This is a genomic window from Pseudomonas sp. BNK-30, from assembly GCF_047456185.1.
In the GTDB taxonomy this organism is placed as follows: domain Bacteria; phylum Pseudomonadota; class Gammaproteobacteria; order Pseudomonadales; family Pseudomonadaceae; genus Aquipseudomonas; species Aquipseudomonas putida_E.
Genome location: NZ_CP179904.1, coordinates 1,385,419 through 1,409,331 on the forward strand (window position 1 = coordinate 1,385,419; position 23,913 = coordinate 1,409,331).

Annotated in this window: 28 protein-coding genes; 15 read left to right on the forward strand and 13 right to left on the reverse strand. The window is 62.4% G+C overall.

Annotated elements, in window-relative coordinates:
- The first annotated feature begins 1 nt into the window (after position 1).
- Both ACMGGN_RS06580 and ACMGGN_RS06585 read left to right on the forward strand, forming a co-directional pair.
- Entirely contained in the window at positions 2–1,447 is a 1,446-nt protein-coding gene (locus ACMGGN_RS06580) for an ATPase domain-containing protein (RefSeq protein WP_174142502.1), read from the forward strand.
- An 11-nt stretch (positions 1,448–1,458) separates the two neighbouring features.
- Positions 1,459–1,812: a response regulator gene (locus ACMGGN_RS06585; RefSeq protein WP_012315048.1), complete on the forward strand. Its 354-nt coding sequence runs from the start codon at positions 1,459–1,461 to the stop codon at positions 1,810–1,812.
- A 64-nt stretch (positions 1,813–1,876) separates the two neighbouring features.
- Here the strand turns inward: ACMGGN_RS06585 and csrA are convergent, their stop codons facing one another.
- The 8 genes from csrA to ACMGGN_RS06625 form a co-directional block, all read right to left on the reverse strand.
- On the reverse strand, positions 1,877–2,074 hold the full coding sequence (csrA, locus tag ACMGGN_RS06590; RefSeq protein WP_012315047.1) for a carbon storage regulator CsrA: 198 nt from the start codon (positions 2,072–2,074) through the stop codon (positions 1,877–1,879).
- Between the two features lie 252 nt (positions 2,075–2,326).
- The gene (locus ACMGGN_RS06595; protein ID WP_046785731.1) at positions 2,327–3,349 is read right to left on the reverse strand and encodes a DNA topoisomerase IB; all 1,023 of its coding nucleotides are present in this window, start codon (positions 3,347–3,349) and stop codon (positions 2,327–2,329) included.
- Between the two features lie 57 nt (positions 3,350–3,406).
- Positions 3,407–4,498, reverse strand: coding sequence for a molybdenum ABC transporter ATP-binding protein (gene modC / locus ACMGGN_RS06600; RefSeq protein WP_281869313.1), 1,092 nt, complete (start codon positions 4,496–4,498; stop codon positions 3,407–3,409).
- 1 nt (position 4,499) lies between these two features.
- Positions 4,500–5,180, reverse strand: a complete 681-nt coding sequence (gene modB, locus ACMGGN_RS06605) for a molybdate ABC transporter permease subunit (protein ID WP_119687344.1) — start codon at positions 5,178–5,180, stop codon at positions 4,500–4,502.
- Positions 5,180–5,938 carry a molybdate ABC transporter substrate-binding protein gene (gene modA, locus ACMGGN_RS06610; RefSeq protein WP_204918348.1) on the reverse strand — a complete coding sequence of 253 codons (759 nt, stop codon included), beginning with the start codon at positions 5,936–5,938 and terminating at the stop codon, positions 5,180–5,182. The genes modB and modA overlap by 1 nt, the downstream gene beginning before the upstream one ends.
- 149 nt (positions 5,939–6,087) lie before the next feature.
- Positions 6,088–7,164, reverse strand: a complete 1,077-nt coding sequence (locus ACMGGN_RS06615; protein ID WP_115274399.1) for an NAD(P)H-dependent flavin oxidoreductase — start codon at positions 7,162–7,164, stop codon at positions 6,088–6,090.
- Between the two features lie 18 nt (positions 7,165–7,182).
- Positions 7,183–7,353 (reverse strand): hypothetical protein, encoded by a 171-nt coding sequence (locus ACMGGN_RS06620; protein WP_012315041.1) that lies wholly within the window; start codon positions 7,351–7,353, stop codon positions 7,183–7,185.
- Positions 7,354–7,360: 7 nt separating this feature from the next.
- The gene (locus ACMGGN_RS06625; RefSeq protein ID WP_046785735.1) at positions 7,361–7,663 is read right to left on the reverse strand and encodes a DUF1883 domain-containing protein; all 303 of its coding nucleotides are present in this window, start codon (positions 7,661–7,663) and stop codon (positions 7,361–7,363) included.
- Between the two features lie 160 nt (positions 7,664–7,823).
- Between ACMGGN_RS06625 and ACMGGN_RS06630 the strand changes: the two genes are divergently transcribed.
- From ACMGGN_RS06630 to ACMGGN_RS06670, 9 genes are all read left to right on the forward strand, one after another.
- The gene (locus tag ACMGGN_RS06630) at positions 7,824–8,183 is read left to right on the forward strand and encodes a hypothetical protein (protein ID WP_039602624.1); all 360 of its coding nucleotides are present in this window, start codon (positions 7,824–7,826) and stop codon (positions 8,181–8,183) included.
- Positions 8,184–8,327: 144 nt separating this feature from the next.
- Positions 8,328–8,978, forward strand: a complete 651-nt coding sequence (locus tag ACMGGN_RS06635) for a c-type cytochrome (RefSeq protein ID WP_115274400.1) — start codon at positions 8,328–8,330, stop codon at positions 8,976–8,978.
- Between the two features lie 23 nt (positions 8,979–9,001).
- Positions 9,002–9,916 carry a c-type cytochrome gene (locus tag ACMGGN_RS06640; protein ID WP_119689064.1) on the forward strand — a complete coding sequence of 305 codons (915 nt, stop codon included), beginning with the start codon at positions 9,002–9,004 and terminating at the stop codon, positions 9,914–9,916.
- 100 nt (positions 9,917–10,016) lie between these two features.
- Positions 10,017–11,378, forward strand: coding sequence for a UDP-glucose dehydrogenase family protein (locus ACMGGN_RS06645; protein WP_119687342.1), 1,362 nt, complete (start codon positions 10,017–10,019; stop codon positions 11,376–11,378).
- A 48-nt stretch (positions 11,379–11,426) separates the two neighbouring features.
- Entirely contained in the window at positions 11,427–12,266 is an 840-nt protein-coding gene (gene galU / locus ACMGGN_RS06650; RefSeq protein ID WP_012315035.1) for a UTP--glucose-1-phosphate uridylyltransferase GalU, read from the forward strand.
- Positions 12,267–12,364: 98 nt separating this feature from the next.
- A complete protein-coding gene (gene gorA, locus ACMGGN_RS06655; protein ID WP_204918342.1) occupies positions 12,365–13,720 on the forward strand; it encodes a glutathione-disulfide reductase in 1,356 nt (451 codons plus the stop codon).
- A 270-nt stretch (positions 13,721–13,990) separates the two neighbouring features.
- Positions 13,991–14,554, forward strand: coding sequence for an alkyl hydroperoxide reductase subunit C (ahpC, locus tag ACMGGN_RS06660; RefSeq protein WP_012315033.1), 564 nt, complete (start codon positions 13,991–13,993; stop codon positions 14,552–14,554).
- 124 nt (positions 14,555–14,678) lie between these two features.
- On the forward strand, positions 14,679–16,241 hold the full coding sequence (gene ahpF, locus ACMGGN_RS06665; RefSeq protein WP_119687341.1) for an alkyl hydroperoxide reductase subunit F: 1,563 nt from the start codon (positions 14,679–14,681) through the stop codon (positions 16,239–16,241).
- Between the two features lie 55 nt (positions 16,242–16,296).
- A complete protein-coding gene (locus ACMGGN_RS06670; RefSeq protein WP_046785739.1) occupies positions 16,297–16,485 on the forward strand; it encodes a hypothetical protein in 189 nt (62 codons plus the stop codon).
- A 5-nt stretch (positions 16,486–16,490) separates the two neighbouring features.
- Here the strand turns inward: ACMGGN_RS06670 and ACMGGN_RS06675 are convergent, their stop codons facing one another.
- The 3 genes from ACMGGN_RS06675 to nhaR form a co-directional block, all read right to left on the reverse strand.
- The gene (locus tag ACMGGN_RS06675) at positions 16,491–17,138 is read right to left on the reverse strand and encodes a YceH family protein (RefSeq protein WP_115274404.1); all 648 of its coding nucleotides are present in this window, start codon (positions 17,136–17,138) and stop codon (positions 16,491–16,493) included.
- A gap of 225 nt (positions 17,139–17,363) precedes the next feature.
- Positions 17,364–18,575, reverse strand: a complete 1,212-nt coding sequence (sstT, locus tag ACMGGN_RS06680) for a serine/threonine transporter SstT (protein ID WP_125923997.1) — start codon at positions 18,573–18,575, stop codon at positions 17,364–17,366.
- A 78-nt stretch (positions 18,576–18,653) separates the two neighbouring features.
- Complete coding sequence (gene nhaR / locus ACMGGN_RS06685; RefSeq protein WP_119687339.1) at positions 18,654–19,547, reverse strand: transcriptional activator NhaR; 894 nt, start codon at positions 19,545–19,547, stop codon at positions 18,654–18,656.
- Positions 19,548–19,681: 134 nt separating this feature from the next.
- Here nhaR and ACMGGN_RS06690 point away from each other — a divergent pair, with 134 nt between their 5' ends.
- Both ACMGGN_RS06690 and ACMGGN_RS06695 read left to right on the forward strand, forming a co-directional pair.
- The gene (locus tag ACMGGN_RS06690; RefSeq protein ID WP_012315027.1) at positions 19,682–19,921 is read left to right on the forward strand and encodes a hypothetical protein; all 240 of its coding nucleotides are present in this window, start codon (positions 19,682–19,684) and stop codon (positions 19,919–19,921) included.
- Between the two features lie 25 nt (positions 19,922–19,946).
- A complete protein-coding gene (locus tag ACMGGN_RS06695; protein WP_012315026.1) occupies positions 19,947–20,699 on the forward strand; it encodes a TerC family protein in 753 nt (250 codons plus the stop codon).
- A gap of 68 nt (positions 20,700–20,767) precedes the next feature.
- On the opposite strand, the gene ACMGGN_RS06700 is transcribed toward ACMGGN_RS06695, so the two are convergent.
- Positions 20,768–22,066: an MFS transporter gene (locus tag ACMGGN_RS06700; protein WP_046785743.1), complete on the reverse strand. Its 1,299-nt coding sequence runs from the start codon at positions 22,064–22,066 to the stop codon at positions 20,768–20,770.
- 263 nt (positions 22,067–22,329) lie between these two features.
- On the opposite strand from ACMGGN_RS06700, the gene ACMGGN_RS06705 reads away from it, so the two are divergent.
- Positions 22,330–22,884: a chalcone isomerase family protein gene (locus tag ACMGGN_RS06705; RefSeq protein ID WP_046785744.1), complete on the forward strand. Its 555-nt coding sequence runs from the start codon at positions 22,330–22,332 to the stop codon at positions 22,882–22,884.
- Positions 22,885–22,886: 2 nt separating this feature from the next.
- Positions 22,887–23,423, forward strand: coding sequence for a DUF3833 domain-containing protein (locus tag ACMGGN_RS06710; RefSeq protein ID WP_115274406.1), 537 nt, complete (start codon positions 22,887–22,889; stop codon positions 23,421–23,423).
- 1 nt (position 23,424) lies between these two features.
- Here the strand turns inward: ACMGGN_RS06710 and ACMGGN_RS06715 are convergent, their stop codons facing one another.
- A complete protein-coding gene (locus ACMGGN_RS06715; protein ID WP_115274407.1) occupies positions 23,425–23,913 on the reverse strand; it encodes a DUF2878 domain-containing protein in 489 nt (162 codons plus the stop codon).

Sequence of the window (23,913 nt, forward strand, 5' to 3'; positions counted from 1 at the left end):
CATGGTTCAGGCACTCAAGCGGCTGTTGACGGGGATCGAAGGGCTCGATGCCCTACTCAAGGGCGGCCTGGTCGCAGGTGGCTCATACATCGTTCAGGGGCCGCCTGGCGCCGGCAAGACCATTCTCGCCAACCAATTGGCCTGTGGTCATGTGCGCAACGGCGGCCGAGTATTGGTTGCCACCTTGCTCAGCGAGTCCCATGAACGGCTTTTTCAGTACCTGGCGACCTTGAGGTTCTTCGACTCGACGCTGATCGGTGACCAGGTCCAATTCGTCAGCGCCTTCGATACCCTTGAACAAGAGGGGCTCGATGCGGTGGTCAAATTGCTCCGCCAGGAAATCGGCCGGCAGCAAGCCAGCCTGCTGATCGTTGACGGCGTGCTCAACGCCCGGGTCCGCGCGGAAACGGCACTGGACACCAAGAAGTTCGTTTCCGAATTGCAGGGGCATGCCGCTTTTGCCGGCTGTACCGTGCTGCTGCTGACCAGTGCCCGGCTCGATGAAGGCAGCCCCGAGCACACCATGGTCGATGGCGTGATCGAACTGGGCGAACAACTGCTGGGCAGCCGCGCCGTGCGCCATGTGCAACTGCGCAAAACGCGGGGTAGTGGGGCGCTGTCCGGGCGCCATGAATGCCTGATCGACGAGGCCGGGATCCATGTGTATCCGCGCCTGGAGGCGCTGTACAGCCACCCCAGCCAGCTGGGCTCGGCCACGCTGAGCCAGGTGACCACGGGCGTATCCACGCTGGATGAAATGCTGGGGGGCGGGCTGGCCAGTGGCTCGGTCAGTTTGTTGATGGGCCCCTCGGGCGTTGGCAAGACGTCACTGGGCCTGGCCTTTCTTGGCGCAGCAACTGCCCAAGGCCCCGCGCTGCATTTTGGCTTCTATGAAACACCTGCAAGGTTACGCCTGAAGGCCACCTCCTTGGGTTACGATTTCGCCGCGCTGGAACGGCAAGGTGCTTTGCAATTGAGCTGGCAGCCGACTACCGAGGGTTTGCTCGACCAGGTTGGTGCGCGCCTGCTGGAACAAGTTCAGCAGCAGGGCAGCAAGCGTGTCCTGATAGACAGCCTGGGCGCATTCAGCCGCCTGGCAACTGATCCGGCACGGCTCAACGCGTTCTTCCGCGCCTTGACTGGCGAGCTGCGCGCACGCGATATCAGCGTCATGCTCACCTGGGAGATGCGCGACCTCTTCGGCTCGGAAATCACCGCCCCGGCCCCCGACCTGTCGAGCATCGTCGATAACCTCTTGCTGATGCGTTTTGTCGAACTGGATTCGCAACTGCGGCGCATGTTGTCTGTGCTCAAGGTGCGTGACAGCCATCACGACCCCGCGCTGCATGAGTTGCGTATCGGGCCGCAGGGCATCCACCTGGACAAGACTTTCGAGGGCGCATCCGGTGTGCTCTCGGGTACTCCGGTGCCCCAAGGCAGCGGGTGAAGGGCCTGCTGATGAACACTATCCTGATCGTCGATGACGAATATCTGATCGCCGATATCCTGGGCTTTGCCCTGGAGGACGAAGGCTTTTTGGTGGAAAAGGCGAGCAATGGGCGCAAGGCCCTGGAAGCGTTACAGGAAAAACGCGTGGATCTGGTGATCACCGATTACATGATGCCGGTGCTCAACGGCGAAGAGCTGGTGCTGGCGATCCGCAAAGAGTTGCAGTTGCCCGACCTGCCCGTGATCCTCATGAGCGGCGCGCAGGCCAGCCAGGGACGCCCGGAGCTGTTCGCTGCGGCGTTCGACAAACCGTTCGACGTGGACAAGTTGATCGCCAAAGTGCGCGAGCTGCTTGGCGCCTGAGGCTCGGGCTGCGGTGTGTGTACCCAATCGATCAAGCGCGTCCGTGCGGCTTGAAGTGTCGCAATCAGTGTTGGTCGTCGTGCTTTTCCGGGGCCGGGCTGCCGGCCTGGATACGCTTGAAGATTTCTTCCCGGTGCACCTGGACATCCTTTGGTGCATCGATGCCAATCCTCACCTGCATCCCCTTCACGCCCAGAATGGTGACTTTGATGTCATCGTTGATGACGATGCTTTCGCCAACCTTACGGGTGAGTATCAGCATGTAGTTCTCCTTGGTGATATCAAAATCCACCCGGCAAGTGCCGCAGTGGTGGGAGCCTGTCCCTCTTCCTTCTCATTAAAGACGCTTTCGGCGGATATTAATTCCCCGTCAGACAAATTCTGTTGTGTGTCTTTAGTTGCAGGTGCCGTTGTAAAACGCGGTAAGCGTCCCGGCGAAGGTGCTCGGTGGCAAGGATAGGGGGCTTCGGCCTTAATGGGAAATTTCTCTGCATGATTGCAGGCATAGGTTCGCTCAATTGGCTTGCGCTTGCTCCAGTGCCTGCAGAAACAACAGCAACGCTACCTCTTCGGGATCAAGGCCTTTGCGCACACGGCTGCCTGGCAGCTCTGCCAGGCGCCCCAAGGCGTAATGCTCCAGCACTGCAGGGTGGATGTAGCAGCGCCTGCACACGGCAGGGGTATTGCCCAGGCGCGCGGCCACCTGCTTGACGATACTCGCAACCTGGCGCTTTGCCTCGCTCTCGGGCTCCCAGGCCAGCGGCCTGAGCAGGCTCAGCGCCAGGCTGCTACCTGCCCAGGTGCGGTAATCCTTGGCAGTGAAATCGGCCCCGGTCAGTTGTTGCAGGAACTGGTTGATCTCACTGGACCCAATGCTGTGCCGCTGGCCTTCTTCGTCCAGATACTGGAACAGCGCCTGCCCCGGCAGCTCCATGCAGCGTTTGAGCAGGTTGGCCAGGCGTCGGTCGCGCAGGGTGACATTGTGTTCCACGCCGCGCTTGCCGCGGAACTGGAAGCGGATGGTGCTGCCCTCGACCTTGACGTGGCGGTTGCGCAGCGTGGTCAGGCCGTAGGATTTGTTGTCGCGCAGGTAGCGCTCGTTGCCGATGCGGATCAGTGTGTGGTCCAGCAGGCTGACCACCAGTGCCATTACCTTTTCCCGGTCCAGCCCCGGGCGCGCCAGGTGTGTCTCCAGCTGTGCGCGAAGCTTGGGCAATGCCTGGGCAAAGGCCAGCATGCGCCCATATTTGTGTTGATCGCGCAGCTCGCGCCACTGGGCGTGGTAGCGGTACTGCTTGCGGCCACGCGCATCGCGCCCTGTGGCTTGCAGGTGGCCTTGCGGGTCGGCGCAGATCCACACGTCGGTGTAGGCCGGCGGGATCACCAGGGCGGCGATGCGCGCCAGCGTTTCACTGTCGCGCACACGTTGGCCTTGGGCATCCAAATAGATGAAACGGTCACGCCAGCGGCGCCGGCTCAGGCCGGGCTGGCTATCGTCAACGTAATGCAGGCTGGCGGGCAAGTTGCAGTCAGGCATGGGCGGCAGGCCTCGTTCAGGTCACTGATCAATGGACAGCGGCCGTGCGAGCGATGCTCAGCCCAATAGCGCTACCGACTTTATTTGCGCAAACAAAGCCTGCCCCGGGTGCAGGCCGAGCTGGTCCGCCGAGAAGCGGGTGATGCGCGCCAGCAGGGCATTGCCGCCGGCATCCAGGCTTACCAGCACATGCGCCGGGTTATCCGCCGGGTGCACTTCGCGTACGCGCACCGCCAGCCGGTTGAGGATGCTGGAGGTACCATCTGCCGTTAGCGTGAGGCTGACGTCGCGGGCCTGAACCTTCACGCGCAAGGCGCTGCCCATGCTGTGTGCCGGGTGGGCAATGCGTAGTAAAGGCGCTTCGTGGCCAGCCAGGCGCAGGTCCAGCAGGCCGTACTGCGGGTCGTGGCCAACCACAAGGCCCTCGAACACCACGCCGGCATCGTCGCCCTGGGCCAGCGACAGGTCCAGGCGCGCGAGCGTCTGGCCAATCGGGCCACTGGCCGTGGCCTTGCCTTGCTCCAGCAGCACCAGGTGATCGGCCAACCGCGCCACTTCATCCTGGGCATGGCTGACGTACACCAGCGGGATGTCCAGTTCCTCGTGCAGGCGCTCCAGGTAGGGCAGGATCTCGCGCTTGCGCGGCCCGTCCAGTGCGGCCAGGGGCTCATCCATCAATAACAGTCGCGGGCTGCTGAGCAGCGCCCGGGCGATACCCACACGCTGGGCCTCGCCGCCGGACAGGGTCGCGGGCCTGCGCTCGAGCAGGTGGCCGATGCCCAGCAGCTGGCAGGCCTGGTCGAGCCTGACCTTGCGCTGGCCTGGTGCAATTCGCCGCCAGCCGAATTCCAGGTTGCCGCGCACCGACAAGTGCGGGAACAGGCTGGCCTCCTGGAATACGTAGCCGACCGGGCGCAGGTGCGGCGCCAGGAAGTGGCCACGTGTGCTGTCTTCCCAGACTTCACCGTTGACCTCGATGTACGCGCTCGCAGCCCGTTCCAGCCCGGCCAGGCAGCGCAGGCACGAGGTTTTGCCCGAGCCGGAATGGCCGAACAGCGCGCTGATGCCGCGCCCTGGCAGTTGCAGGTCGACATCCAGGGTGAAGTCGTCACGCGCAAGCTTGAGGCGCGCCACAATCGATCCGGTCATTTCAGCTCCAGCCAGGCTTGCCACGGCGCCCCGCGTACAGCAGGAGCAGCACCAGGAACGAGAACACCAGCATGGCACCTGCCAGCCAGTGGGCTTGCGTATACTCCATGGCTTCGACGTGATCGAAGATCTGCACCGAGACCACGCGGGTCTTGTCGGGGATGTTGCCGCCAATCATCAGCACCACGCCAAACTCGCCTACGGTGTGGGCAAAGCCAAGGATGCTGGCGGTGATGAAGCCAGGCCGCGCCAGTGGCAGTACCACATGCACGAAGGTGTCCCACGGGCTGGCGCGCAAGGTGGCGGCAACTTCCAGCGGGCGCTGGCCGATTGCTGCGAAGGCGTTCTGCAGCGGTTGCACCACGAACGGCAGGGAGTACACCGTCGAGCCGATCACCAGGCCAGTGAAACTGAACACCACGCTTCCCAGGCCCAGCGCCTCGGTGGCCTGGCCTATCCAACCCTGCGGGCCGAGGGCGATCAGCAGGTAAAAACCGATCACCGTCGGCGGCAGCACCAGTGGTAGCGCCACCACCGCACCCACCGGCCCGCGCAGCCAAGAGCGCGTGCGCGCCAGCCACCAGGCTATGGGCGTGCCGATGAGCAGCAAGATCAGGGTGGTCAGGCTGGCCAGTTTCACCGTCAGCCAGATGGCACCCAGGTCACTGGCGTCCAGCGGCATCAGCGTTCATAACCATAGGATTTGATCAGCGCAGCAGCTTTTGGGCCTTTGAGGTATTCAACCAGTGCCTTGGCCGCCGGGTTGTCTTTGCCCTTGTTGAGAATGACGGCGTCCTGGCGGATAGGGTCGTGCAGTTCGGGCGGTACGACCCAGGCCGAACCACTGGTGACTTTGCCGTCTTTGTAGATCTGCGAAAGGGCGACGAAGCCCAGCTCGGCATTGCCGGTGGAGACGAACTGGAAGGCCTGGGTGATGTTCTGGCCTTCGACGATCTTGCCCTGGGTGGCTTCGGCCAGGCCAAGCTTGGCCAGCACCTGAGTGGCGGCCAGGCCGTAGGGTGCCGTCTTCGGGTTGGCGATGGACAGGTGCTTGTACTGGTTTTTCTTCAGTACCTCACCATGGGCGTCAACATAGCCTTCCTTGGCCGACCACAGCGCAAGGGTGCCGATGGCGTAGGTGAAGCGCGAGCCGGGGACGATGTCCTTTTCCTGCTCCAGCTTGGCCGGGGTGCTGTCATCGGCGGCGAGGAACACCTCGAACGGTGCGCCGTTCTTGATCTGTGCGTAGAACTGCCCCGTGGCGCCATAGGCGGCGATCAGCTTGTGGCCGGTGTCTTTCTCGAAGTCCTTGGCGATGGCCTGGATCGGCGCGGTGAAGTTTGCCGCGACCGCAACCTGCACCTCGTCGGCCCAGGCGCTGTTGAGTGATAGCAGGCAGGCGAGGGCAGTGGCGGTGAGGTGGGGCAGGCGGATACGCATGAAAACAGCTCCCTAGGAGTGCAGGTTATCGTTATAGCGGTAACTATATAGCGATAGGCCCCAAGCCGGAAGGTGCTGTCTGGCTTGCAATCCTTGCAGGAGCCGGCTTGCCGGTAATCACCGGCACAGCCGGTGCCCTAGATAAATTCCTAACGCCCAACCAGCGCCAACGCCCTCTCTGCAATCTCCCGGGTCAACTGTTCAGCCGGCATTGCCTTGCCCAGCCGCAACGCTTGCCCCGCCCACAAGTTGCTGAAGTCGCTGTTGCCTTGCGGGTCGGTGATTGCCCGCAACGGCATCAGCGCGCCGCCTGCCAGGGGGAAGCGTGGCGCCAGTTCACTCATCGGCCCCAGCTCGCGCATGACGCGGTTGTTGATGCCGCGCGCCGGGCGCCCGGTGAACAGGTTGGTCAGGGCCGTGTCGCTTGCCGGTGCACTGTCCAGCGCGCGTCGATGGGCCGCAGCCACCTTGGCTTGGGGGCAGAACAGGTAGGCCGTGCCGATTTGCACGGCGCTGGCGCCCAGGGCCAGTGCTGCAACCAGGCCACGGTGGTCAGCGATGCCGCCAGCGGCGATCACCGGCACGCCCACTGCATCGGCAACCTGCGGCACCAGGGCGAAGGTGCCGATCTGGCTGTTGATGTCTTCGCTGAGGAACATGCCGCGATGGCCACCGGCTTCACTGCCCATGGCAATGATCGCGTCGCAACCCTTGGCCTCCAGCCACAGCGCTTCTTCCACCGTGGTGGCACTGGACAGCACCTTGGCCCCGGCTGCTTTTACCCGCTGCAGCAATGCAGCCTCAGGCAGGCCGAAGTGGAAACTCACCACCTCAGGGCGCAATTGTTCGACCAGCCGGCAGCTGTGCTCGTCGAACGGTGCACGGTTGGAAACCGGAGTGGGAGCCTCGAAGTCGGCGCCAACTTCTGTGTAATACGGTTTGAGTGCCAGCTTCCAGCGCGTTTCGCGGTCGATGTCTGGGGTGGGCGGCTGGTGGCAGAAAAAATTCAGGTTAAGCGGGGCGCCCGGGCAAGCGCTGCGAAAGGCTGCAATCTCGCCGCGCACCTGCTCGCCCGTGAGCATGGCGCAGGGCAGGGCGCCCAGGCCACCGGCTTTGGCCACGGCGATTGCCAGGGGCGAGCCGCTGGCGCCGGCCATGGGCGCCTGGAGGATGGGCAACTCGATGCCCAGCAGATCGAGAATACGATGGTCGGGCCAGTTGCTCATGCAGTCCTCCCTGCGGTTTTACAGTGCCTTGCTGACCTGGATGTCGCTGATCTTGTCGGCGTCGTCGCCGTGGATCTTGCGCAGGGCATCGAGTGCCTGCTCGTGCGAGGCATCGGGCATGACGGCGAAATCCCAGCGGCGTTCGCCGTCGAGCTTGTATTTGATGACGTACTTGATGTTCTGGGTCATGGCGGTCTTATCTGAGTTTGGACGACGAACGACGGATGATCTTGATCTTGTGGGTCAAGGTCGGCTTGCGCGTTACCGAGATGGGACGGGTGGTCACGGTGTCGATGGTGATGTTCCAGAAACCGGTGCTGGGTACCGTGATCTTGGCCGGGAACCGCTCGAAGTGGCCGCCGTGGTAAGTGTGTCGGCCGCCATTTTTGAAGCTGCGGAAGTTGGCGTCGTTCATCAGGCGGATGTTGCAGCGTTGAGAGCACTCGACGACAACGATGTCGTCCTCGTTGAGATGCTCGCGCTGGTGTACGAATTTCATGGGGTGCTCCGCAAAGTCGGGTTCTGCAAACGCGAACGATACCACGATGTCGGGATTGGCTGGCGCGCCTGATGGCATGGGGCTAGATAAATCTGCCAAAGCACGGAGCAAAAGTGCCTGGCCGTGGTCTGATGCATTCCTGATAGGTGAGGTGTGCCAAATGAAGTGGATGGTGGCGGCGTTGTCCCTGACGCTGGGTGGTTGTGTCAGCGTTTCCGAGCTGGAGCAGTCGCACGAAACGATGGATGTGATCTCTGGCAAGACGCCCCGCGAGTATGCCGACTGTGTCAAGGCAGAGCTGGCGAACACCCGTGATCCCTTGGTCGAAGAGCAGCGCGACGATGGCCTGCGGTTGATCGTGCCGCAAAAGTTGACTGCCGGCGCCGGGCCAGCGGCACTGGTGGACATCGAGGAACGTGGCAGCGGCAGCAGCATCAAGCTGCATGAACGCTTGAACAACTTCCCGCTGCGCCTGGGTGATGTGCGTACGGCGGCGACCAAGTGCATCTCTGGCGGTTGATCTGGCTCAAGTAAAACGCGCTTAACAGGCCAATTGCCATCTGTTGGTCGGGTTGGCGTTGTTGGCAACTCTCTGGCGGGGCTAGTATCCATTTGCTTATGTGTTTTAAGCCTAAGCTTATAACAAAAGAAATGGAGATTCGTGATGACCCCGTTGAGTCGAGTCCTGGTCGGCAGCCTGCTGATCCTGGCCTGGCCCATGGCGCACGCCGCCGATGGCCAGAAAATCTTCACCCAGGGTGGCGCCAACCCTGCCGCCATGGCATGCCTCGGCTGCCATGGCCCGGACGGCAAGGGTATAGCCGCCGCTGGGTTCCCCCGCCTGGCCGGCCTGCCGGCCGGCTACCTGAGCAAGCAGTTGCATGACTGGCGTGCCGGCAGCCGCAAACAGGCGGTGATGGAGCCGCTGGCCAAAGCCTTGACCGAGGATGAGATCACGGCCGTCAGCGACTACCTGGCCAGCCTGCCTGGCGAGCCGGCCCCCGGCTTGCGCCGCCAGCAAATCGCAGACGACCCCACCACCCGGCTGGCCCTTTACGGCGACTGGAGCCGCAACATCCCCGGTTGTGTGCAATGCCATGGCCCCGGTGGCAGTGGTGTCGGCGAGCACTTTCCGCCCCTGGCAGGGCAGCCTGCCAGCTACCTGGTGGCGCAACTCAACGGCTGGCGCGACGGCAGCCGCAGCAACGACCCCAATCAGCTGATGGTCGGTGTGGCCAAGGCCATGACCGACCAAGAGGTCCAGGCAATCGCAGAATTCTTTGCCAACCCTGCCAGCCAGGAGGTCAAGCCATGAAAGCCATGAAAGCCATGAAAGCCATGAAAGCATTGATGCCAGCGTTGCTGCTGTCGGCCATGGGGCACGCCGTTGCGGCGCCCATCGCCATGGAAGACCAGTCGCAGTTGAACGTTCCTGCTGCCCAGGCCTCAGCGCAGTTCGCGCCTCCCGCTGAGAGTGAGCTGCCGGACAACGCCTTCGGCAAAATGGTACGCGAGGGCCATGCGCTGTTCGTCGACACCCGCCGACTGATGCCCGAGGCGGTGGGTAATGGCATGAACTGCAGTAACTGCCACCTCGACCAGGGCCGCCTGGCAAACTCCGCGCCGATGTGGGGTGCGTACCCTATGTACCCGGCCTATCGCAAGAAGAACGACAAGGTCAACACCTACGCCGAACGTATCCAAGGCTGCTTCCAGTTCAGCATGAACGGCAAGCCCCCGGCCGCCGACAGCCCGCAGATGACTGCGCTGTCGGCCTATGCCTACTGGCTGTCCACCAAAGCGCCTACCGGTGTGGAGATCGCCGGGCGTGGCTACCCTGAGGTACCACAACCCCAGGGTGGCTACGACTTCAAGCGCGGCCAGCAGGTCTACCGCGAGCAGTGCGCCATCTGTCACGGGGACAATGGTGAAGGGCAGAAAGTGGCCGGCGAATACGTGATGCCGCCCTTGTGGGGCAAGGATTCCTACAACTGGGGTGCCGGCATGCACCGGATCAACACCGCGGCCTCCTTCATCAAGCACAACATGCCGCTGGGCCGGCCAGGCAGCCTGAGTGATCAGCAGGCGTGGGATGTGGCAGCCTGGGTCAATCGCCACGAACGGCCGCAGGACCCTCGGCTGGTGGAGGGCTCTGTCGAGAAGACCCGGCTCAAGTTCCATGCCAACGACGGGGTCAACCTGTATGGGCAGAAGGTCGAGGGGGTGCTGATCGGGCAGGGAACAGGTAGCTGACGCGCTCACCGTTGGCCTCACGGTTCTGTCATCCGGCCGTCACCGCTTTGCAACCCCTGCGGGGTAGCAATGTCCGCTATCTCACTCAAGGAGCGCGGCCATGGACCTCTGTGTGATCGGGGCAGGGTATGTAGGGTTGGTGACGGCAGCCTGTTTCGCCGGGATGGGCAACCGGGTGGTGTGCCTGGAACGCGACCCGCAGCGCCTGGCACAACTGCGTCAGGGCCAGTGTCCGATCCATGAACCGGGGCTGCAGGCACTGTTGCAATCTGGGATCGGCCAAGGGCTGCTGAGCTTCAGCGACCAGTGGCAGCCGTCGCTGGCCAAGGCGCAGGTGGTGTTCATCGCTGTCGGCACGCCCAGCCAGGAAGATGGCTCGGCCGACCTGCAGCACGTGCTGGCCGTGGCCGACAGCCTTGGCCGCCATTTGCCGCGCAGTTGCCTGGTGGTCAACAAGTCGACCGTGCCGGTGGGCACCGCAGAGCGCGTGGCCCGGCACGTGATGCAGGGCCTGCGCGACCGCAGCGCCGGTTTTACCGTCGAGGTGGCGAGCAACCCGGAGTTTCTCAAGGAAGGCAGCGCCATCGACGATTTCATGCGCCCGGACCGCATCATCATCGGCACGGACAACGAGGCAGCACAGCAGTCCTTGCAACGCCTCTACGCGCCTTTTGTGCGCAATCGCGAACGTATCCTGGTGATGTCCCCGCGTGCGGCCGAATTCAGCAAGTACGCAGCCAATGCCTTCCTGGCGACCAAGATATCGTTCATCAATGAATTGGCCGGGCTGTGCGCACACTTGGGGGTGGACATCGAACAGGTGCGCCACGGCATCGGTAGCGACCGGCGCATCGGCAGCCATTTCATCTATGCCGGCTGTGGTTATGGGGGGTCATGCTTCCCGAAGGATATCCGCGCGTTGGTCCGCACCGCCGAGCAGCAAGGTTATCAGCCTGCCATCCTGCGGGCAGTACAAGCCCGCAACGATCAGCAGAAGACCCTGTTGTTCACTGCGTTGCAGCAGCATTTCGGTGGGTTCATGCGCGGGCGTACCGTGGCGGTATGGGGGCTGGCTTTCAAACCGGGCACCGATGACCTGCGCGAGGCCCCCAGCCTGGTGCTGCTCGATGCCTTGCTGGCCGCAGGGACGCGCGTGCAGGCCTGCGATCCGGTGGCGCTGGCCGGGGTTGCCGAGCGCTATGCGCAGGCGCTGGCCAGTGGCCAACTGAAACTGACCGATGACCCCTACGCCTGCGTGGAGGGTGCCGATGCACTGGCCCTGGTGACTGAATGGAAGCAGTTCCGCCAGCCGGATTTCAGCCGTGTGCGCGGGTTGATGCGCATGCCGGTGATATTTGATGGCCGTAATATTTACGATCCCTTGGAACTATCTACACTGGGTTATCTCTATCATGGCATCGGTCGGCCGCAGGCGGGGCATTGTAAGGTGACAGCCGCCTGATTAGACTGCGCCGAATTCCACAGGCTCTGCCTTTGTTTAAGGACGTTTATGATCAAGAAATGCTTGTTCCCGGCAGCCGGTTACGGCACTCGCTTCCTGCCTGCTACCAAAGCCATGCCCAAGGAAATGCTGCCAGTGGTCAACAAGCCACTGATCCAGTATGGCGTTGAAGAGGCCCTGGACGCTGGCCTGAACGAGATTTCCATCGTCACCGGCCGCGGCAAGCGCGCCCTGGAAGACCACTTCGACATCAGCTACGAGCTGGAAAACCAGATCAAGGGCACCGACAAGGAAAAATACCTGGTCGGCATCCGCCGCCTGCTCAACGAGTGCTCGTTCTCCTACACCCGCCAGACCGAAATGAAAGGCCTGGGCCACGCCATCCTGACCGGCCAGCCGCTGATCGGTGACGAACCCTTTGCCGTGGTGCTGGCGGACGATCTGTGCGTGAACCCGGAAGGTGACGGCGTACTGACCCAGATGGTCAAGCTGTACAACCAGTTCCGCTGCTCGATCATCGCCATCCAGGAAGTCGACCCGCAGGAAACCAACAAGTACGGCGTGATTGCCGGCGACATGATCCGCGACGACATCTTCCGTGTGACCAACATGGTCGAAAAGCCTGCGCCGGAAGACGCGCCATCGAACCTGGCGATCATCGGCCGCTACATCCTGACCCCGGATATCTTCGATATCATCCGCAACACCCCACCGGGCAAAGGCGGCGAGATCCAGATCACCGACGCACTGATGCAGCAGGCACAGAACGGCTGCGTGATTGCCTACAAGTTCAAGGGCCAGCGTTTCGACTGCGGTGGCGCCGAAGGCTATATCGACGCGACCAACTTCTGCTTCGAGAACTACTACAAGACCGGCAAGGCTTACTGATAAGCCCCTGCAGGTCGACGAGCCACCCTTCGGGGTGGCTTTTTTGTTTGTGGCGGCCAACGGCGGTATGCTGAGCGCCAGCCAAGGAGACTGAATACATGGCCTACGATTTTGATCTGTTCGTGATTGGTGCCGGGTCCGGTGGTGTGCGAGCGGCACGCTTCGCAGCGGGCTTTGGTGCAAAAGTGGCGGTGGCCGAGAGCCGCTACCTGGGTGGTACCTGCGTCAACGTCGGTTGCGTGCCCAAGAAGTTGCTGGTGTATGGCGCCCACGTCGCCGATGAGCTGGAGCAGGCTGCCGGCTACGGCTGGTCCCTGGAAGAGGGCCACTTCGACTGGGGTACCCTGATCGCCAACAAGAACCGCGAAATCGAGCGCCTCAACGGCATCTATCGCAACCTGCTGGTCAACAGCGGCGTGACCTTGCTGGAAGGCCATGCGCGCATCACCGGCGCCAACGAAGTGGAAGTGCAAGGCCAGCGCTACAGCGCCGGGCACATCCTCATCGCCACCGGTGGCTGGCCTCAGGTGCCGGACATCCCGGGCAAGGAACTGGCCATCACCTCCAACGAGGCGTTCTACCTCAAAGAACTGCCACGCCGGGTGCTGGTGGTGGGGGGCGGCTACATCGCGGTCGAGTTCGCCGGCATTTTCCAGGGCCTGGGCGCCGCCACCACGTTACTGTACCGCGGCGAGATGTTCCTGCGCGGCTTCGACGGCTCGGTGCGTACCCACCTGAAGGAAGAACTGGAAAAACGCGGCATGGACTTGCAGTTCAATGCCGATATCCAGCGCATCGAGCAGCTTGAGGACGGCAGCCTGAAGGCCACGCTCAAGGATGGCCGCGAGCTGCTCACCGATTGTGTGTTCTACGCCACCGGCCGACGCCCGATGCTCGACAGCCTGGGCCTGGAAAACACCGGTGTGGAGCTGGATGCCCGCGGTTATATTCGCGTCGACGAGCAGTACCAGACCACCGCCCCGTCGATCCTGGCCATTGGCGATGTGATTGGCCGCGTGCAGCTCACCCCGGTCGCCCTGGCCGAAGGCATGGCCGTGGCGCGGCGCCTGTTCAAACCCGAGCAGTACCGCCCGGTGGATTACCAGAACATCCCCACCGCGGTGTTCAGCCAGCCGCCGATCGGTACCGTAGGCCTGACTGAAGAGCAGGCGCTGGAAGCTGGGCACAAGGTGCAGGTCTTCGAGAGCCGCTTCCGCGCCATGAAACTGACCCTCACCGACATCCAGGAAAAGACCCTGATGAAGCTGGTGGTGGACGCCGAGACCGACAAGGTGCTGGGCTGCCACATGGTCGGCCCTGATGCCGGCGAGATCATTCAGGGGTTGGGTGTTGCCCTGAAGGCTGGCGCTACCAAGCAGCAGTTCGACGAGACCATTGGCGTGCACCCGACGGCGGCGGAAGAGTTCGTCACCATGCGGACCGTTACGCGCTAAACCTCACGGACCCTATCGCCGGCAAGCCGGCTCTCACAGGTACGGCCCAGCTCTCAAGCTCGGCGCCGTACCTGTGTGTCCTGGCGTGCCAGTGATAGGCCCCTCAAATGCTTGCGCAATCCTTTGCTCAGCCCAATCCCTTCTATTAATAAACCTCGCTTATAGCCAAAACCAATCGCAAGCATGAGGTTTGCCAATGAGCCTTCGTGGCGACCAGCGGTTAGGATTCTCTCCGTCAACTGATTTCAACCCCATGAAGGAGCGTCTCTCATGCCTATCATCAACAGCCAGGTCAAACCGTTCAACGCCACCGCCTTCCACAACGGCGAATTCGTTCAGGTAAGCGAAGCCGACCTGAAGGGCAAGTGGTCTGTCGTGTTCTTCTACCCGGCCGACTTCACTTTCGTCTGCCCGACCGAGCTGGGTGACCTTGCTGACAACTACGCCGAGTTCCAGAAGCTGGGCGTGGAAATCTACGGTGTGTCCACCGACACCCACTTCACCCACAAAGCCTGGCACGACACTTCCGACACCATCAGCAAGATCAAGTACCCGCTGATCGGTGACCCGACCCACGTCATCTCGCGCAACTTCGACGTGCTGATCGAAGAAGCCGGTATGGCCGACCGCGGTACTTTCGTGATCAACCCGGAAGGCCAGATCAAGATCGTCGAAATCAACGACGGTGGTGTAGGCCGCGACGCCAGCGAGCTGCTGCGCAAGGTCAAGGCTGCCCAGTACATCGCCGCTCACCCAGGTGAAGTCTGCCCGGCCAAGTGGAAAGAAGGCGAAGCTACCCTCGCGCCATCCCTGGACCTGGTCGGCAAAATCTAAGACCGTGCGCCAGTCGTGGGCGGTGAGCAGCCGCCAAAGCTGAAGTACTCACTGCCCCGCCAAACGCCCGGGCGCTATTGCCTGGGCGTTTTTGTATCCGAAGATTGAAAAAGGAATCGCCCGTATGTTGGACGCCACGCTTAAATCGCAACTGAAAACCTACCTGGAGCGGGTCACCCAGCCGATCGAGATCGTTGCTTCCCTCGACGACGGCGCGAAGTCCCGCGAATTGCACGACCTGCTGGTAGAAATTGCCAGCCTGTCGAACCTCATTACCTTGAGCGCGGACGGTACCGACGCCCGTCGCCCGTCGTTCTCGCTCAACCGCCCGGGCGCTGACATCAGCCTGCGTTTTGCCGGCATCCCCATGGGCCACGAATTCACCTCCCTGGTGCTGGCGCTGCTGCAAGTCGGCGGCCACCCCTCCAAGGCCAGTGCCGAAGTGATCGAGCAGATCCAGGCCTTGGAAGGCGAGTTCACCTTCGAGACCTACTTCTCGCTGTCGTGCCAGAACTGCCCGGACGTGGTCCAGGCGCTGAACCTGATGGCGGTGCTCAACCCTAACGTACGCCACGTGGCCATCGACGGTGCGCTGTTCCAGGACGAAGTCGAGTCGCGCAAGATCATGGCCGTGCCCAGCATCTACCTGAACGGCGAAGTGTTCGGCCAGGGGCGCATGGGCCTTGAGGAAATCCTCGGCAAGATCGACACCAACGCCGGCGCCCGCCAGGCCGAGAAGATCAATGCCAAGGACGCCTTTGACGTGCTGGTGGTCGGCGGCGGCCCCGCCGGTGCCGCGGCTGCCATCTACGCAGCACGCAAAGGCATCCGTACCGGTGTCGCTGCCGAGCGTTTCGGCGGCCAGGTGCTCGATACCATGGCCATCGAGAACTTCATCTCGGTGCAGGAAACCGAAGGGCCGAAACTGGCTACTGCACTGGAAGAGCACGTCAAGCAGTACGACGTCGACATCATGAACCTGCAGCGCGGCGAAGCACTTATTCCGGCCACCGACGGCGGCCTGCACGAAGTACGCCTGGCCGGCGGCGCCTCGCTCAAAGCCAAGACCGTGATCCTCGCCACCGGCGCCCGCTGGCGCGAAATGAACGTGCCGGGTGAGCAGGAGTACCGTGCCCGTGGCGTGGCTTACTGCCCGCACTGCGATGGCCCGCTGTTCAAGGGCAAGCGTGTGGCGGTGATCGGTGGCGGCAACTCCGGCGTGGAAGCAGCCATTGACCTGGCCGGCATCGTCGCGCAGGTGACGTTGATCGAGTTCGACAGCCAGCTGCGTGCCGATGCCGTGCTGCAGCGCAAGCTGCACAGCCTGCCGAACGTCAAGGTGATCACCAGCGCGCTGACCACCGAGGTGGTGGGCAATGGTGAGAAGGTGACCGGCTTGCGCTACAAGGACCGCACCACCGACGAGCAGCATGAGCTGGCGCTGGAAGGTATCTTCGTGCAGATCGGCCTGTTGCCCAACACCGACTGGCTCAAGGGGACGATCGAGCTGTCGCCGCGTGGCGAGATCATCGTCGATGCCAAAGGTGCGACCAGCATCCCGGGCGTGTTCGCAGCCGGTGATGTGACCACCGTGCCGTACAAGCAGATCGTCATTGCGGTGGGCGAGGGTGCCAAGGCATCGCTGGCGGCCTTCGATCACCTGATCCGCACCTCGGCGCCGGCGTAAACCTGAAACCCGGGGGTGTCTATGCTTACTGCCGACACCCTCGGGAATTCAAGCCATGACCCTGATCAGCCGCGAACCCTGGTGGCTAGTGCCACCCCAGCCCGGGCAGCAGGAGCAGGACCTGCACTGGGGTTACCTGGAAATCTACGCAGACGGCCGTACCGTGTTCGTCGACCAGCGCCCCAGTGAGCGGGAAATGGCCGAGCGCAAAAGCTGCCGCAACTTCCCTGAACCGGAACACTGAGTGGCTTAGCCTTCAAGCTCGGCCAGGCGCGCCTCCAGCGCGGCAATCCGGGCCTCCAGGGCTTCGATCCTTTCTTCCGACACATTGCCGCCACTGTTGCGCGCCCCACCTTCCTGCTGGCGAGCGGCAAGAATCGCCTCGATTTCTGCCGGATCCCCCAGTGCATGGGTGTAGCGGTCTTCGCGCTGCCCGGCCTGGCGTGGCAGATGCAGTGCCAAACCACGCGAGATCAGGCGCTCCAGCTGGTGCTGGATCTGTTCGGTGTCATCGAAGTCGTGCAAGCGGTTGCTGCGGGTCAACAGCTCGTTGAGGGTTTGCGGCCCACGCAGGAACATCAGGCCCATCAGTATCAGCTGGGCCGGTACCAGCTCCAGTGCCTTGTCCACCCGCTGTTCCCAACGGTCTGCGCGGCTGCCCATCTGCAGCCGGGTCATGCCCTGGCTTTCCAGGGCACGCAGCGCCTGGCCGACCTGGCCCTGGGACAGGTTCATCACCGGCTCACGGCTGGTCTTCTGGTTGCAGGCCAGCACCAGGGCATTGAGGGTCAGTGGGTAACTTTCAGGGCTGGTGGCCTGTTTTTCGATCAGCGCGCCGAGAATGCGGATCTCGGTACTGCTGAAGCGGCCTTCGTCTGCGGTTTGATTTTCTGACATGGCCAAGTCTCATTGCGAGGAAAAGGCCACTAGCGTAGGTAAAGCGCCTGGGTTAAGCAATCACTGCCCCATCGCCGGCAAGCCGGCCCCCACAGACTGGCCCTGAACTCAAGGCATGTGCAGAGCCTGTGGGGCTGCAGTGTTGCTTGATTTCAAACCTTGACGCCATCCCTATTGTGGGAGCCGGCTTGCCGGCGAATGGGCCGCTACGCGGCCCTGGCTATCTCAAGCGCTACGGCGCTCTTGCGCTTGGCAGGCCGCTGCCGTGAACAGCACATCGGTCGAAGAATTCAGCGCAGTCTCTGCCGAATCCTGCAGCACGCCAATGATGAAGCCAACAGCAACCACCTGCATGGCAATCTCGCTGGGAATGCCGAACAGGCTGCACGCCAGCGGGATCAGCAGCAACGAACCGCCAGCCACGCCCGACGCACCACAGGCGCAGACCGCCGCCACCATGCTCAGCAGCACCGCGGTAGGCAGGTCTACCGGGATGCCCAGCGTGTGCACGGCTGCCAGGGTCAGCACGGTGATTGTGATGGCCGCGCCCGCCATATTTATGGTCGCTCCCAGCGGGATCGACACCGAGTAGGTGTCCTCATGCAGGCCCAGGCGCTCGGACAGTGCCAGGTTGACCGGAATGTTGGCCGCCGAGCTGCGGGTGAAGAAGGCCGTGATACCACTTTCGCGCAGGCACAGCAGCGTCAATGGGTAAGGGTTGCGGCGGATCTTGCAGAACACGATCAGCGGGTTCATCACCAGCGCCACGAACAGCATGCAGCCGATCAGCACCCCCAGCAGGTGCAGGTAGCCAAGCAGGGCATCGAGGCCAGACTGGGCGAGTGTCGAACTGACCAGGCCGAAAATGCCCAGCGGGGCGAAGCGGATGACTACCCGCACGATCAGGGTTACGCCATTGGACAGGTCCTCGACCACGGTTCGGGTGGTTTCGCCGGCATGGCGCAGCGCCACGCCCAAACCAATGGCCCAGGTCAGCACACCAATGAAATTGGCGTTGAGCAGGGCGTTGATCGGGTTGTCGACGGCGCTCAGCACCAGGTTTTGCAGCACTTCACCAATGCCGCCAGGCGCGCTCAGGGTCACATCGCTGGCGCTCAGGGCAAGTTGCGAAGGGAACAGCATGCTGGCGACAACGGCCACCACCGCAGCCGAGAAGGTGCCCAGCAGGTACAGCCAGAGAATCGGGCGGATGTGGGTTTCCTGGCCATGGCGATGGTTGGCGATCGAGGCCATGACCAGAATGAACACCAGCACCGGCGCGACTGCTTTCAGGGCGCTGACGAACACCTTGCCGAGAAAGCCCAGGTCGAGGGCGATGGCTGGCGCAAGCAAGGCCAGGACAATACCGGCGATCAGGCCGATGACGATCTGGGTCACCAGGCTGGTGCGGTTGAGGACGCGAAGGAGGGGGGACATGTGCTGCGCTATCTCGGTATCTTGAAAGGGCGTGACTTTACCATAGACCTTGGTAGGGTCGTCCCGGCCTGTTTACGCTCACCAATGGAACAGCTCCCGACGCGCCCCCTCGGTAATGGCCACGATCCCGGGGTGCTTGACCTTGCGTTCAACCGAAATAGCATAGAACGACTCGTGCACCGCCTCGGTCTGCCCGATCAGCTCCACCCCGTACTGGCGGCACACTTCCTCGGCAATCACACTGGGAGCCACGAAGATACCGCTGCCCGACTGGCCGAATGCCTGCATCAAGGCGCTGTCGTCGAATTCGCCGATTATCCGCGGTTGCACCTGCTGCTCGCCAAGCCAGCGCAGCAGCCGGCTGCGCACTACCGTTTCCTGGCCCGGGATCAGCAATGGTGCATCGTGCAGGCAGCCAGGAAAGACGCCAGCGTGGCGTTCGGCCAAGGCTTTTGTAGCAAAGAAGCTCAAGCCGCATTCCCCGAGCTTCTGGCTGTAACCCTTGATATCCAGGTGGTTGGGCATCGGGCTGTCCGATATCACCAGGTCCAGGCGCTGGATCGCCAGGTCTGCCAGCAGGCGTTCGAGTTTGTCCTCACGGCAGTTGATGCGCAGCACATCGTCCAGCTCCATGGTGGGCGCGAGCAGGCGATAGACGATCGATTTGGGCACCACGTCGGCAACCCCCACGCGAAACAGGATCTGTTCCTGCGGGCCGGCGCGCAGCATGGCCTCCAGTTCACCGCCGATCTGGAACATCTGCTCGGCGTAGACCAAGGTCTGGCGACCGGTTTCGGTCAGCTCCAGCTGCCGCCCGACCCGTTGGAACAGCTCCAGGCCGTAGGTCTGCTCGAACAGGCTGATCTGACCGCTGATGGTCTGCGGGGTCAGGTTCAGTTGCTCACTGGCGCGGGCGATGCTGCCGGTCTTGGCCACGGCCCAGAAATAGTGAAGCTGTCGATAGTTGAGCATCACCGCGTTCCCGATTCGTAAAAACCGAAGTATAACCGCTGAAAATACGAATTTTCCTGATGTATCGGCATCTTTAGAATTCGACGCCATCAGGCGCATTGCGCGCCGTCGGGATATCGACAAGCGAGGACCCCATGCTGCAATTCAAATCCATTGGCACACCCTTGGTGCTAGCCTTGGCACTGATGAGCCTGGCAGGCTGCGACCAGGCCGAGAAATCTGCCCAGCAGATGCTCGACCAGGCCGCCAAATCGGCCAAGCAGGCCATCGATGACACCAACGAAGCGGCGCAGCAGGCGCTGAGCGACGCTATCGGCACCGAAGGGCAGAAGCCCAAGGACGCCGACCAGCAAGACAAAACCCAGGACATCTGACCCAGAAACGTTGCAGGACTGAAAAATGGAATATTTGCTGGAACTCGCCGCAAGCCCCACCGCCTGGGTAGCCCTTGCCACACTGGTGGCCATGGAAGTCGTACTGGGCATCGATAACCTGATCTTCATCTCGATCCTGACCAACAAATTACCGGTCGAATACCGTTCCAAGGCACGCCGTATCGGTATCAGCATGGCCTTGATCATGCGTTTGGCGCTGCTCAGCACGGTGGCGTGGATCGTTCAGCTGACCGACCCGGTATTCGAAGTGTTCGGTAATGCCTTCTCCTGGAAGGACGTGATCCTGATTGCCGGTGGCCTGTTCCTGCTGTGGAAAGCGACCAAGGAAATCCACGAAAACGTCGACCCGCACGGCGCCAAGGAAGAAGCCAAGGTGTCCTCCACGGTTACCCTGGGCTTTGCGGCCGCGATCTTCCAGATCCTGCTGCTGGACATCGTGTTCTCGGTTGACAGCATCATCACCGCTGTGGGCATGACCGAGCACCTGCCGATCATGATCATTGCCGTGATCACTGCCGTGATCGTCATGATGGTGGCCGCTGACCCGTTGGCGAACTTCATCAACGACAACCCGACCGTGGTCATGTTGGCCCTGGGCTTCCTGATCATGATCGGCATGACCCTGATCGCCGAAGGTTTCGGTGCCCATGTGCCAAAAGGTTATGTGTATGCAGCGATGGCCTTCTCTACGGCGATCGAAGTGCTCAACATCCTGGCCCGCCGGGCACGGATGAAGCGCGAAGCGACCGAAGGCTGATTCATGGCGGGGGCGCTTTGCGCCCCATTCGCCGGCGGGCCCCCTTCCAGGAAGGGGGCAACTGACGCTTACTGCGCTTCGACCTTGCGCGGCGCCATGAAGTACAACCACACCAGTGCAATGAAATACATCGCCGGGATCATGGTGAACAGCACTGCGTAGTTGTTATTGGTAACCGTCAGCACGGTGCCGACGATCTGCGTCATGAACATGCCGCCAATGGCCGCACACATGCTGCCAAAGCCGAACACCGTGCTTATCAGGTGCTTGGGCGTGTAATCCATCAGCAGGCTCCATATGTTCGCCGTCCAGGCCTGGTGCGCGCCGACCGCCACGGCAATGGCAAGCACCGCTACCCACAGGCCACTGGCGTTGGCGGCGAAGGTCACGCTGATCATGGTGCAGGCGAAGATCAGCATCGATATCAGGCGTGCCCGTATGGCGCGTACGCCACGGCCTATCAGCCAGGACGAAAGGATGCCGCCGCCAATGCTGCCGAAGTCGGCCGTGAGCCAGATCAGGATCAGCGGGATGCCCATCTGGGTCACGCTGATGCCCAGGTTGTACTGCTGGTTGAGAAAAGGTGGCAGCCAGTACAGGTAGAACCAGAACACCGGTGCGGTGATCGCGAATGCCACGGCGAAGGCCCAGGTGCCGCGCATGCGCAGGATGCGGCTGAAGGGCACACGTACCGCCTCAGGCTCGGCTTCGCGCTGGATGTACTCCAGTTCGCTCTGGCGCACAGTCGGGTGCTCTTCAGGGTTGAAGTATTTCAAGCCCCAGAACACCACCCAGACCAGGCCCAGGCAACCCATGGCGATAAAGGCGGCCTGCCAGCCCCAGGCCGCCAGGATCACTGGCAGCAGCGCCGGGGTGATCATCGCGCCAACGTTGGTGCCGGCGTTGAACAGCCCGGTGGCAATGGCCCTTTCACCCGCGGGGAACCACAGTCGTGTGGTCTTCACACAAGCCGGATAATTGGCGGCTTCGGTCAGGCCGAGGATGAAGCGGCAGACCATGAAGCCTGCGGCCGATGTCGCCAGGCCATGGGCTCCGGTGGCCAGGCTCCAGAGCAGTACCGCCATGAAAAATGCACGTTTTACGCCGATTTTGTCGATCAACCGGCCCTGCAACAGGAAGCCGATGGCGTAACCCACCTGGAACCAGAAGTTGATGTTGGCGTAGTCCATCGCCGTCCAGCTCATGTCCTTGGCCAGCATGGGCTGCATGATGCCGAGGGCGGCGCGGTCGATGTAGTTCAGTGTGGTGGCGAAGAACACCAGGGCGAGCATGCCCCAGCGCGTCTTGCCGACAGCAAAGGCGTCGCGAATCTTGCTGCCCATGGAAGCATGGGGAATAGGAGGCATGGCCGATGTACCTGTTTCTTGAAATTGTAATGAGCTGCTGGATGCTTCTGGCCCGCGGGTTTGGCTCAAGGCAGTGAGCACCCGCAAGGCCGTGGCATGGTGAGCAGTGAAGCAAGGACCGTCAATGCCAGAAAACGCGCTACCGTTCGATAACCGAACGATTGCCGTCCGTCATTATTTTGCGTGAAAGACTCGATATCTCTACATAAAGTTGTACATGAAAATATACTTGTACAATATTTGAGTATTCCGGTCTCCAGAGTATGGCCATGCGAAGCACTGTCACAGCCCTCAACCTCTTCGTGCTTGCCGTTGCGCTTGCCGTCATGCCACCCGCCGTGGCGGACTGGCGGCCAGCGGTGCCCGAGGCGCGCAGCGTCGGCAGCGGTGAGTTCACCTGGTTTGGCCTGCGTGTCTACACCGCCCGTTTGTGGAGCGCAGGCTCGCCGCAGGGCTGGAGTGAGCCTTTTGCCCTGGACCTTCTCTACCACCGGAGGTTGTCACGCGAGGCGCTGGTGCAGGCCAGTCTGGATGAAATGCGTCGTCTGAGCGACCGCCCTTTGCCCGAGGCCACGCTTGAGCGTTGGGAGCAAGCGATGAACGAGGCGTTCGTCGATGTGCGCCCGGGCATGCGCATCACCGGGGTGTACCTGCCGGGGCAGGGCTCCCGGTTCTATGTCGATGGTCAACTGCGTCGCGAAATTGCCGACCCGGCATTTGCCAGGGCATTTTTTGCCATCTGGCTGGACCCGCGGGCCCGGGACCCCGAATTGCGCCAGCGCCTGCTCGGCCTGGCCGGTAATGATCAAGGAGATTGAACATGCGAAGAGTGTTGCTATTGGTCGGCTGCCTGCTGCTGGGCAGTTGCGGCAATGTCGAGGTCGACCATTACGCCGGTGAAAAGCCGGCGCTGGACCTGGTCACGTTCTTCTCCGTGCCGGTGCAGGCCTGGGGCATGTTCCAGAATCGCTCGGGGGAAGTGGTCAAACGCTTCGATGTGCGCATCGACAGCCGCCGCGAAGGTGACCGGCTGATTCTTGACGAGCACTTCGTGTACAGCGACGGTACGCGCCAGCGGCGCATCTGGACCCTGACCCCGGACGGCCCCGGGCGCTGGCGTGGTCGTGCGGGCGATGTGATCGGCGAAGCCCGCGGCGAGGTGGCGGGCAACGCCCTGCACTGGCGCTACCGCCTGGACCTGCCGGTCGACGGCCGGCATTGGGAAATGGACATCGATGACTGGATGTACCTGATGGATGAGGACACCCTGATCAACCGTTCGAGCATGCGCAAACTGGGTGTGGAGGTCGGGCAGATCACCCTGTTTTTCCGCCGCCTGCCAAAGGCCTCGCCGTGACTCAGGCCGCTCTCGCGAGCCGTAGCATCAACGGAAATGCCACCGCCCAGATCGGTGCCAGCAGCAGGGCGGTAGGCAGGGGACCCATTGGTAGTTCCACCCCGGCCAGCCGCGCCCCCGCCAGGTAGGCCAACGGCCCACCGAACAGTCCAAGCAGCCCTCCTAGCCACAGCGGGCGGGTAGCCCAGGCCAGGCTGTGGCGCAACCCGCTTGCCAGCACCAGCCACATCAGGGCCAGCCAGCCGGGCAGCGGCCATTGGGCAAAAGCAAATACCCCCAGTGCCCCCAGCAGGCTGTCCAGCAGACAACCTGCAAGCCCTATCGCCAGCAGCGCACGCAGCTCTGCGCGCCGCTCATGGCAATAACCCAGGTGCAGCGCCAAGCCTATCGGCACCAGGGCAAGCAGCCAGGGCGTGTGGGCGCCGAGTACACATACCCACCAGCCAGCCTGCAACCACACTGCATTGGCGATAAGCCAGGTACGTGACAT

What these genes read in the sequence shown, in the direction of transcription:
- nhaR (WP_119687339.1), bottom strand. Translation starts at nt 19,547, where the DNA reads ATGCTCAACTATCGACAGCTTCACTATTTCTGGGCCGTGGCCAAGACC.
- ACMGGN_RS06580 (WP_174142502.1), top strand. Translation starts at nt 2, where the DNA reads ATGGTTCAGGCACTCAAGCGGCTGTTGACGGGGATCGAAGGGCTCGAT.
- ACMGGN_RS06615 (WP_115274399.1), bottom strand. Translation starts at nt 7,164, where the DNA reads ATGAGCAACTGGCCCGACCATCGTATTCTCGATCTGCTGGGCATCGAG.
- ACMGGN_RS06710 (WP_115274406.1), top strand. Translation starts at nt 22,887, where the DNA reads ATGCGAAGAGTGTTGCTATTGGTCGGCTGCCTGCTGCTGGGCAGTTGC.
- gorA (WP_204918342.1), top strand. Translation starts at nt 12,365, where the DNA reads ATGGCCTACGATTTTGATCTGTTCGTGATTGGTGCCGGGTCCGGTGGT.
- ACMGGN_RS06620 (WP_012315041.1), bottom strand. Translation starts at nt 7,353, where the DNA reads ATGACCCAGAACATCAAGTACGTCATCAAATACAAGCTCGACGGCGAA.
- ACMGGN_RS06635 (WP_115274400.1), top strand. Translation starts at nt 8,328, where the DNA reads ATGACCCCGTTGAGTCGAGTCCTGGTCGGCAGCCTGCTGATCCTGGCC.
- ACMGGN_RS06595 (WP_046785731.1), bottom strand. Translation starts at nt 3,349, where the DNA reads ATGCCTGACTGCAACTTGCCCGCCAGCCTGCATTACGTTGACGATAGC.
- ahpC (WP_012315033.1), top strand. Translation starts at nt 13,991, where the DNA reads ATGCCTATCATCAACAGCCAGGTCAAACCGTTCAACGCCACCGCCTTC.
- ACMGGN_RS06675 (WP_115274404.1), bottom strand. Translation starts at nt 17,138, where the DNA reads ATGTCAGAAAATCAAACCGCAGACGAAGGCCGCTTCAGCAGTACCGAG.
- ACMGGN_RS06705 (WP_046785744.1), top strand. Translation starts at nt 22,330, where the DNA reads ATGGCCATGCGAAGCACTGTCACAGCCCTCAACCTCTTCGTGCTTGCC.
- ACMGGN_RS06690 (WP_012315027.1), top strand. Translation starts at nt 19,682, where the DNA reads ATGCTGCAATTCAAATCCATTGGCACACCCTTGGTGCTAGCCTTGGCA.
- ACMGGN_RS06700 (WP_046785743.1), bottom strand. Translation starts at nt 22,066, where the DNA reads ATGCCTCCTATTCCCCATGCTTCCATGGGCAGCAAGATTCGCGACGCC.
- modC (WP_281869313.1), bottom strand. Translation starts at nt 4,498, where the DNA reads ATGACCGGATCGATTGTGGCGCGCCTCAAGCTTGCGCGTGACGACTTC.
- ACMGGN_RS06640 (WP_119689064.1), top strand. Translation starts at nt 9,002, where the DNA reads ATGAAAGCATTGATGCCAGCGTTGCTGCTGTCGGCCATGGGGCACGCC.
- sstT (WP_125923997.1), bottom strand. Translation starts at nt 18,575, where the DNA reads ATGTCCCCCCTCCTTCGCGTCCTCAACCGCACCAGCCTGGTGACCCAG.
- ACMGGN_RS06715 (WP_115274407.1), bottom strand. Translation starts at nt 23,913, where the DNA reads ATGTCACGTACCTGGCTTATCGCCAATGCAGTGTGGTTGCAGGCTGGC.
- modA (WP_204918348.1), bottom strand. Translation starts at nt 5,938, where the DNA reads ATGCGTATCCGCCTGCCCCACCTCACCGCCACTGCCCTCGCCTGCCTG.
- ahpF (WP_119687341.1), top strand. Translation starts at nt 14,679, where the DNA reads ATGTTGGACGCCACGCTTAAATCGCAACTGAAAACCTACCTGGAGCGG.
- galU (WP_012315035.1), top strand. Translation starts at nt 11,427, where the DNA reads ATGATCAAGAAATGCTTGTTCCCGGCAGCCGGTTACGGCACTCGCTTC.
- ACMGGN_RS06625 (WP_046785735.1), bottom strand. Translation starts at nt 7,663, where the DNA reads ATGAAATTCGTACACCAGCGCGAGCATCTCAACGAGGACGACATCGTT.
- ACMGGN_RS06585 (WP_012315048.1), top strand. Translation starts at nt 1,459, where the DNA reads ATGAACACTATCCTGATCGTCGATGACGAATATCTGATCGCCGATATC.
- modB (WP_119687344.1), bottom strand. Translation starts at nt 5,180, where the DNA reads ATGCCGCTGGACGCCAGTGACCTGGGTGCCATCTGGCTGACGGTGAAA.
- ACMGGN_RS06695 (WP_012315026.1), top strand. Translation starts at nt 19,947, where the DNA reads ATGGAATATTTGCTGGAACTCGCCGCAAGCCCCACCGCCTGGGTAGCC.
- ACMGGN_RS06670 (WP_046785739.1), top strand. Translation starts at nt 16,297, where the DNA reads ATGACCCTGATCAGCCGCGAACCCTGGTGGCTAGTGCCACCCCAGCCC.
- ACMGGN_RS06630 (WP_039602624.1), top strand. Translation starts at nt 7,824, where the DNA reads ATGAAGTGGATGGTGGCGGCGTTGTCCCTGACGCTGGGTGGTTGTGTC.
- csrA (WP_012315047.1), bottom strand. Translation starts at nt 2,074, where the DNA reads ATGCTGATACTCACCCGTAAGGTTGGCGAAAGCATCGTCATCAACGAT.
- ACMGGN_RS06645 (WP_119687342.1), top strand. Translation starts at nt 10,017, where the DNA reads ATGGACCTCTGTGTGATCGGGGCAGGGTATGTAGGGTTGGTGACGGCA.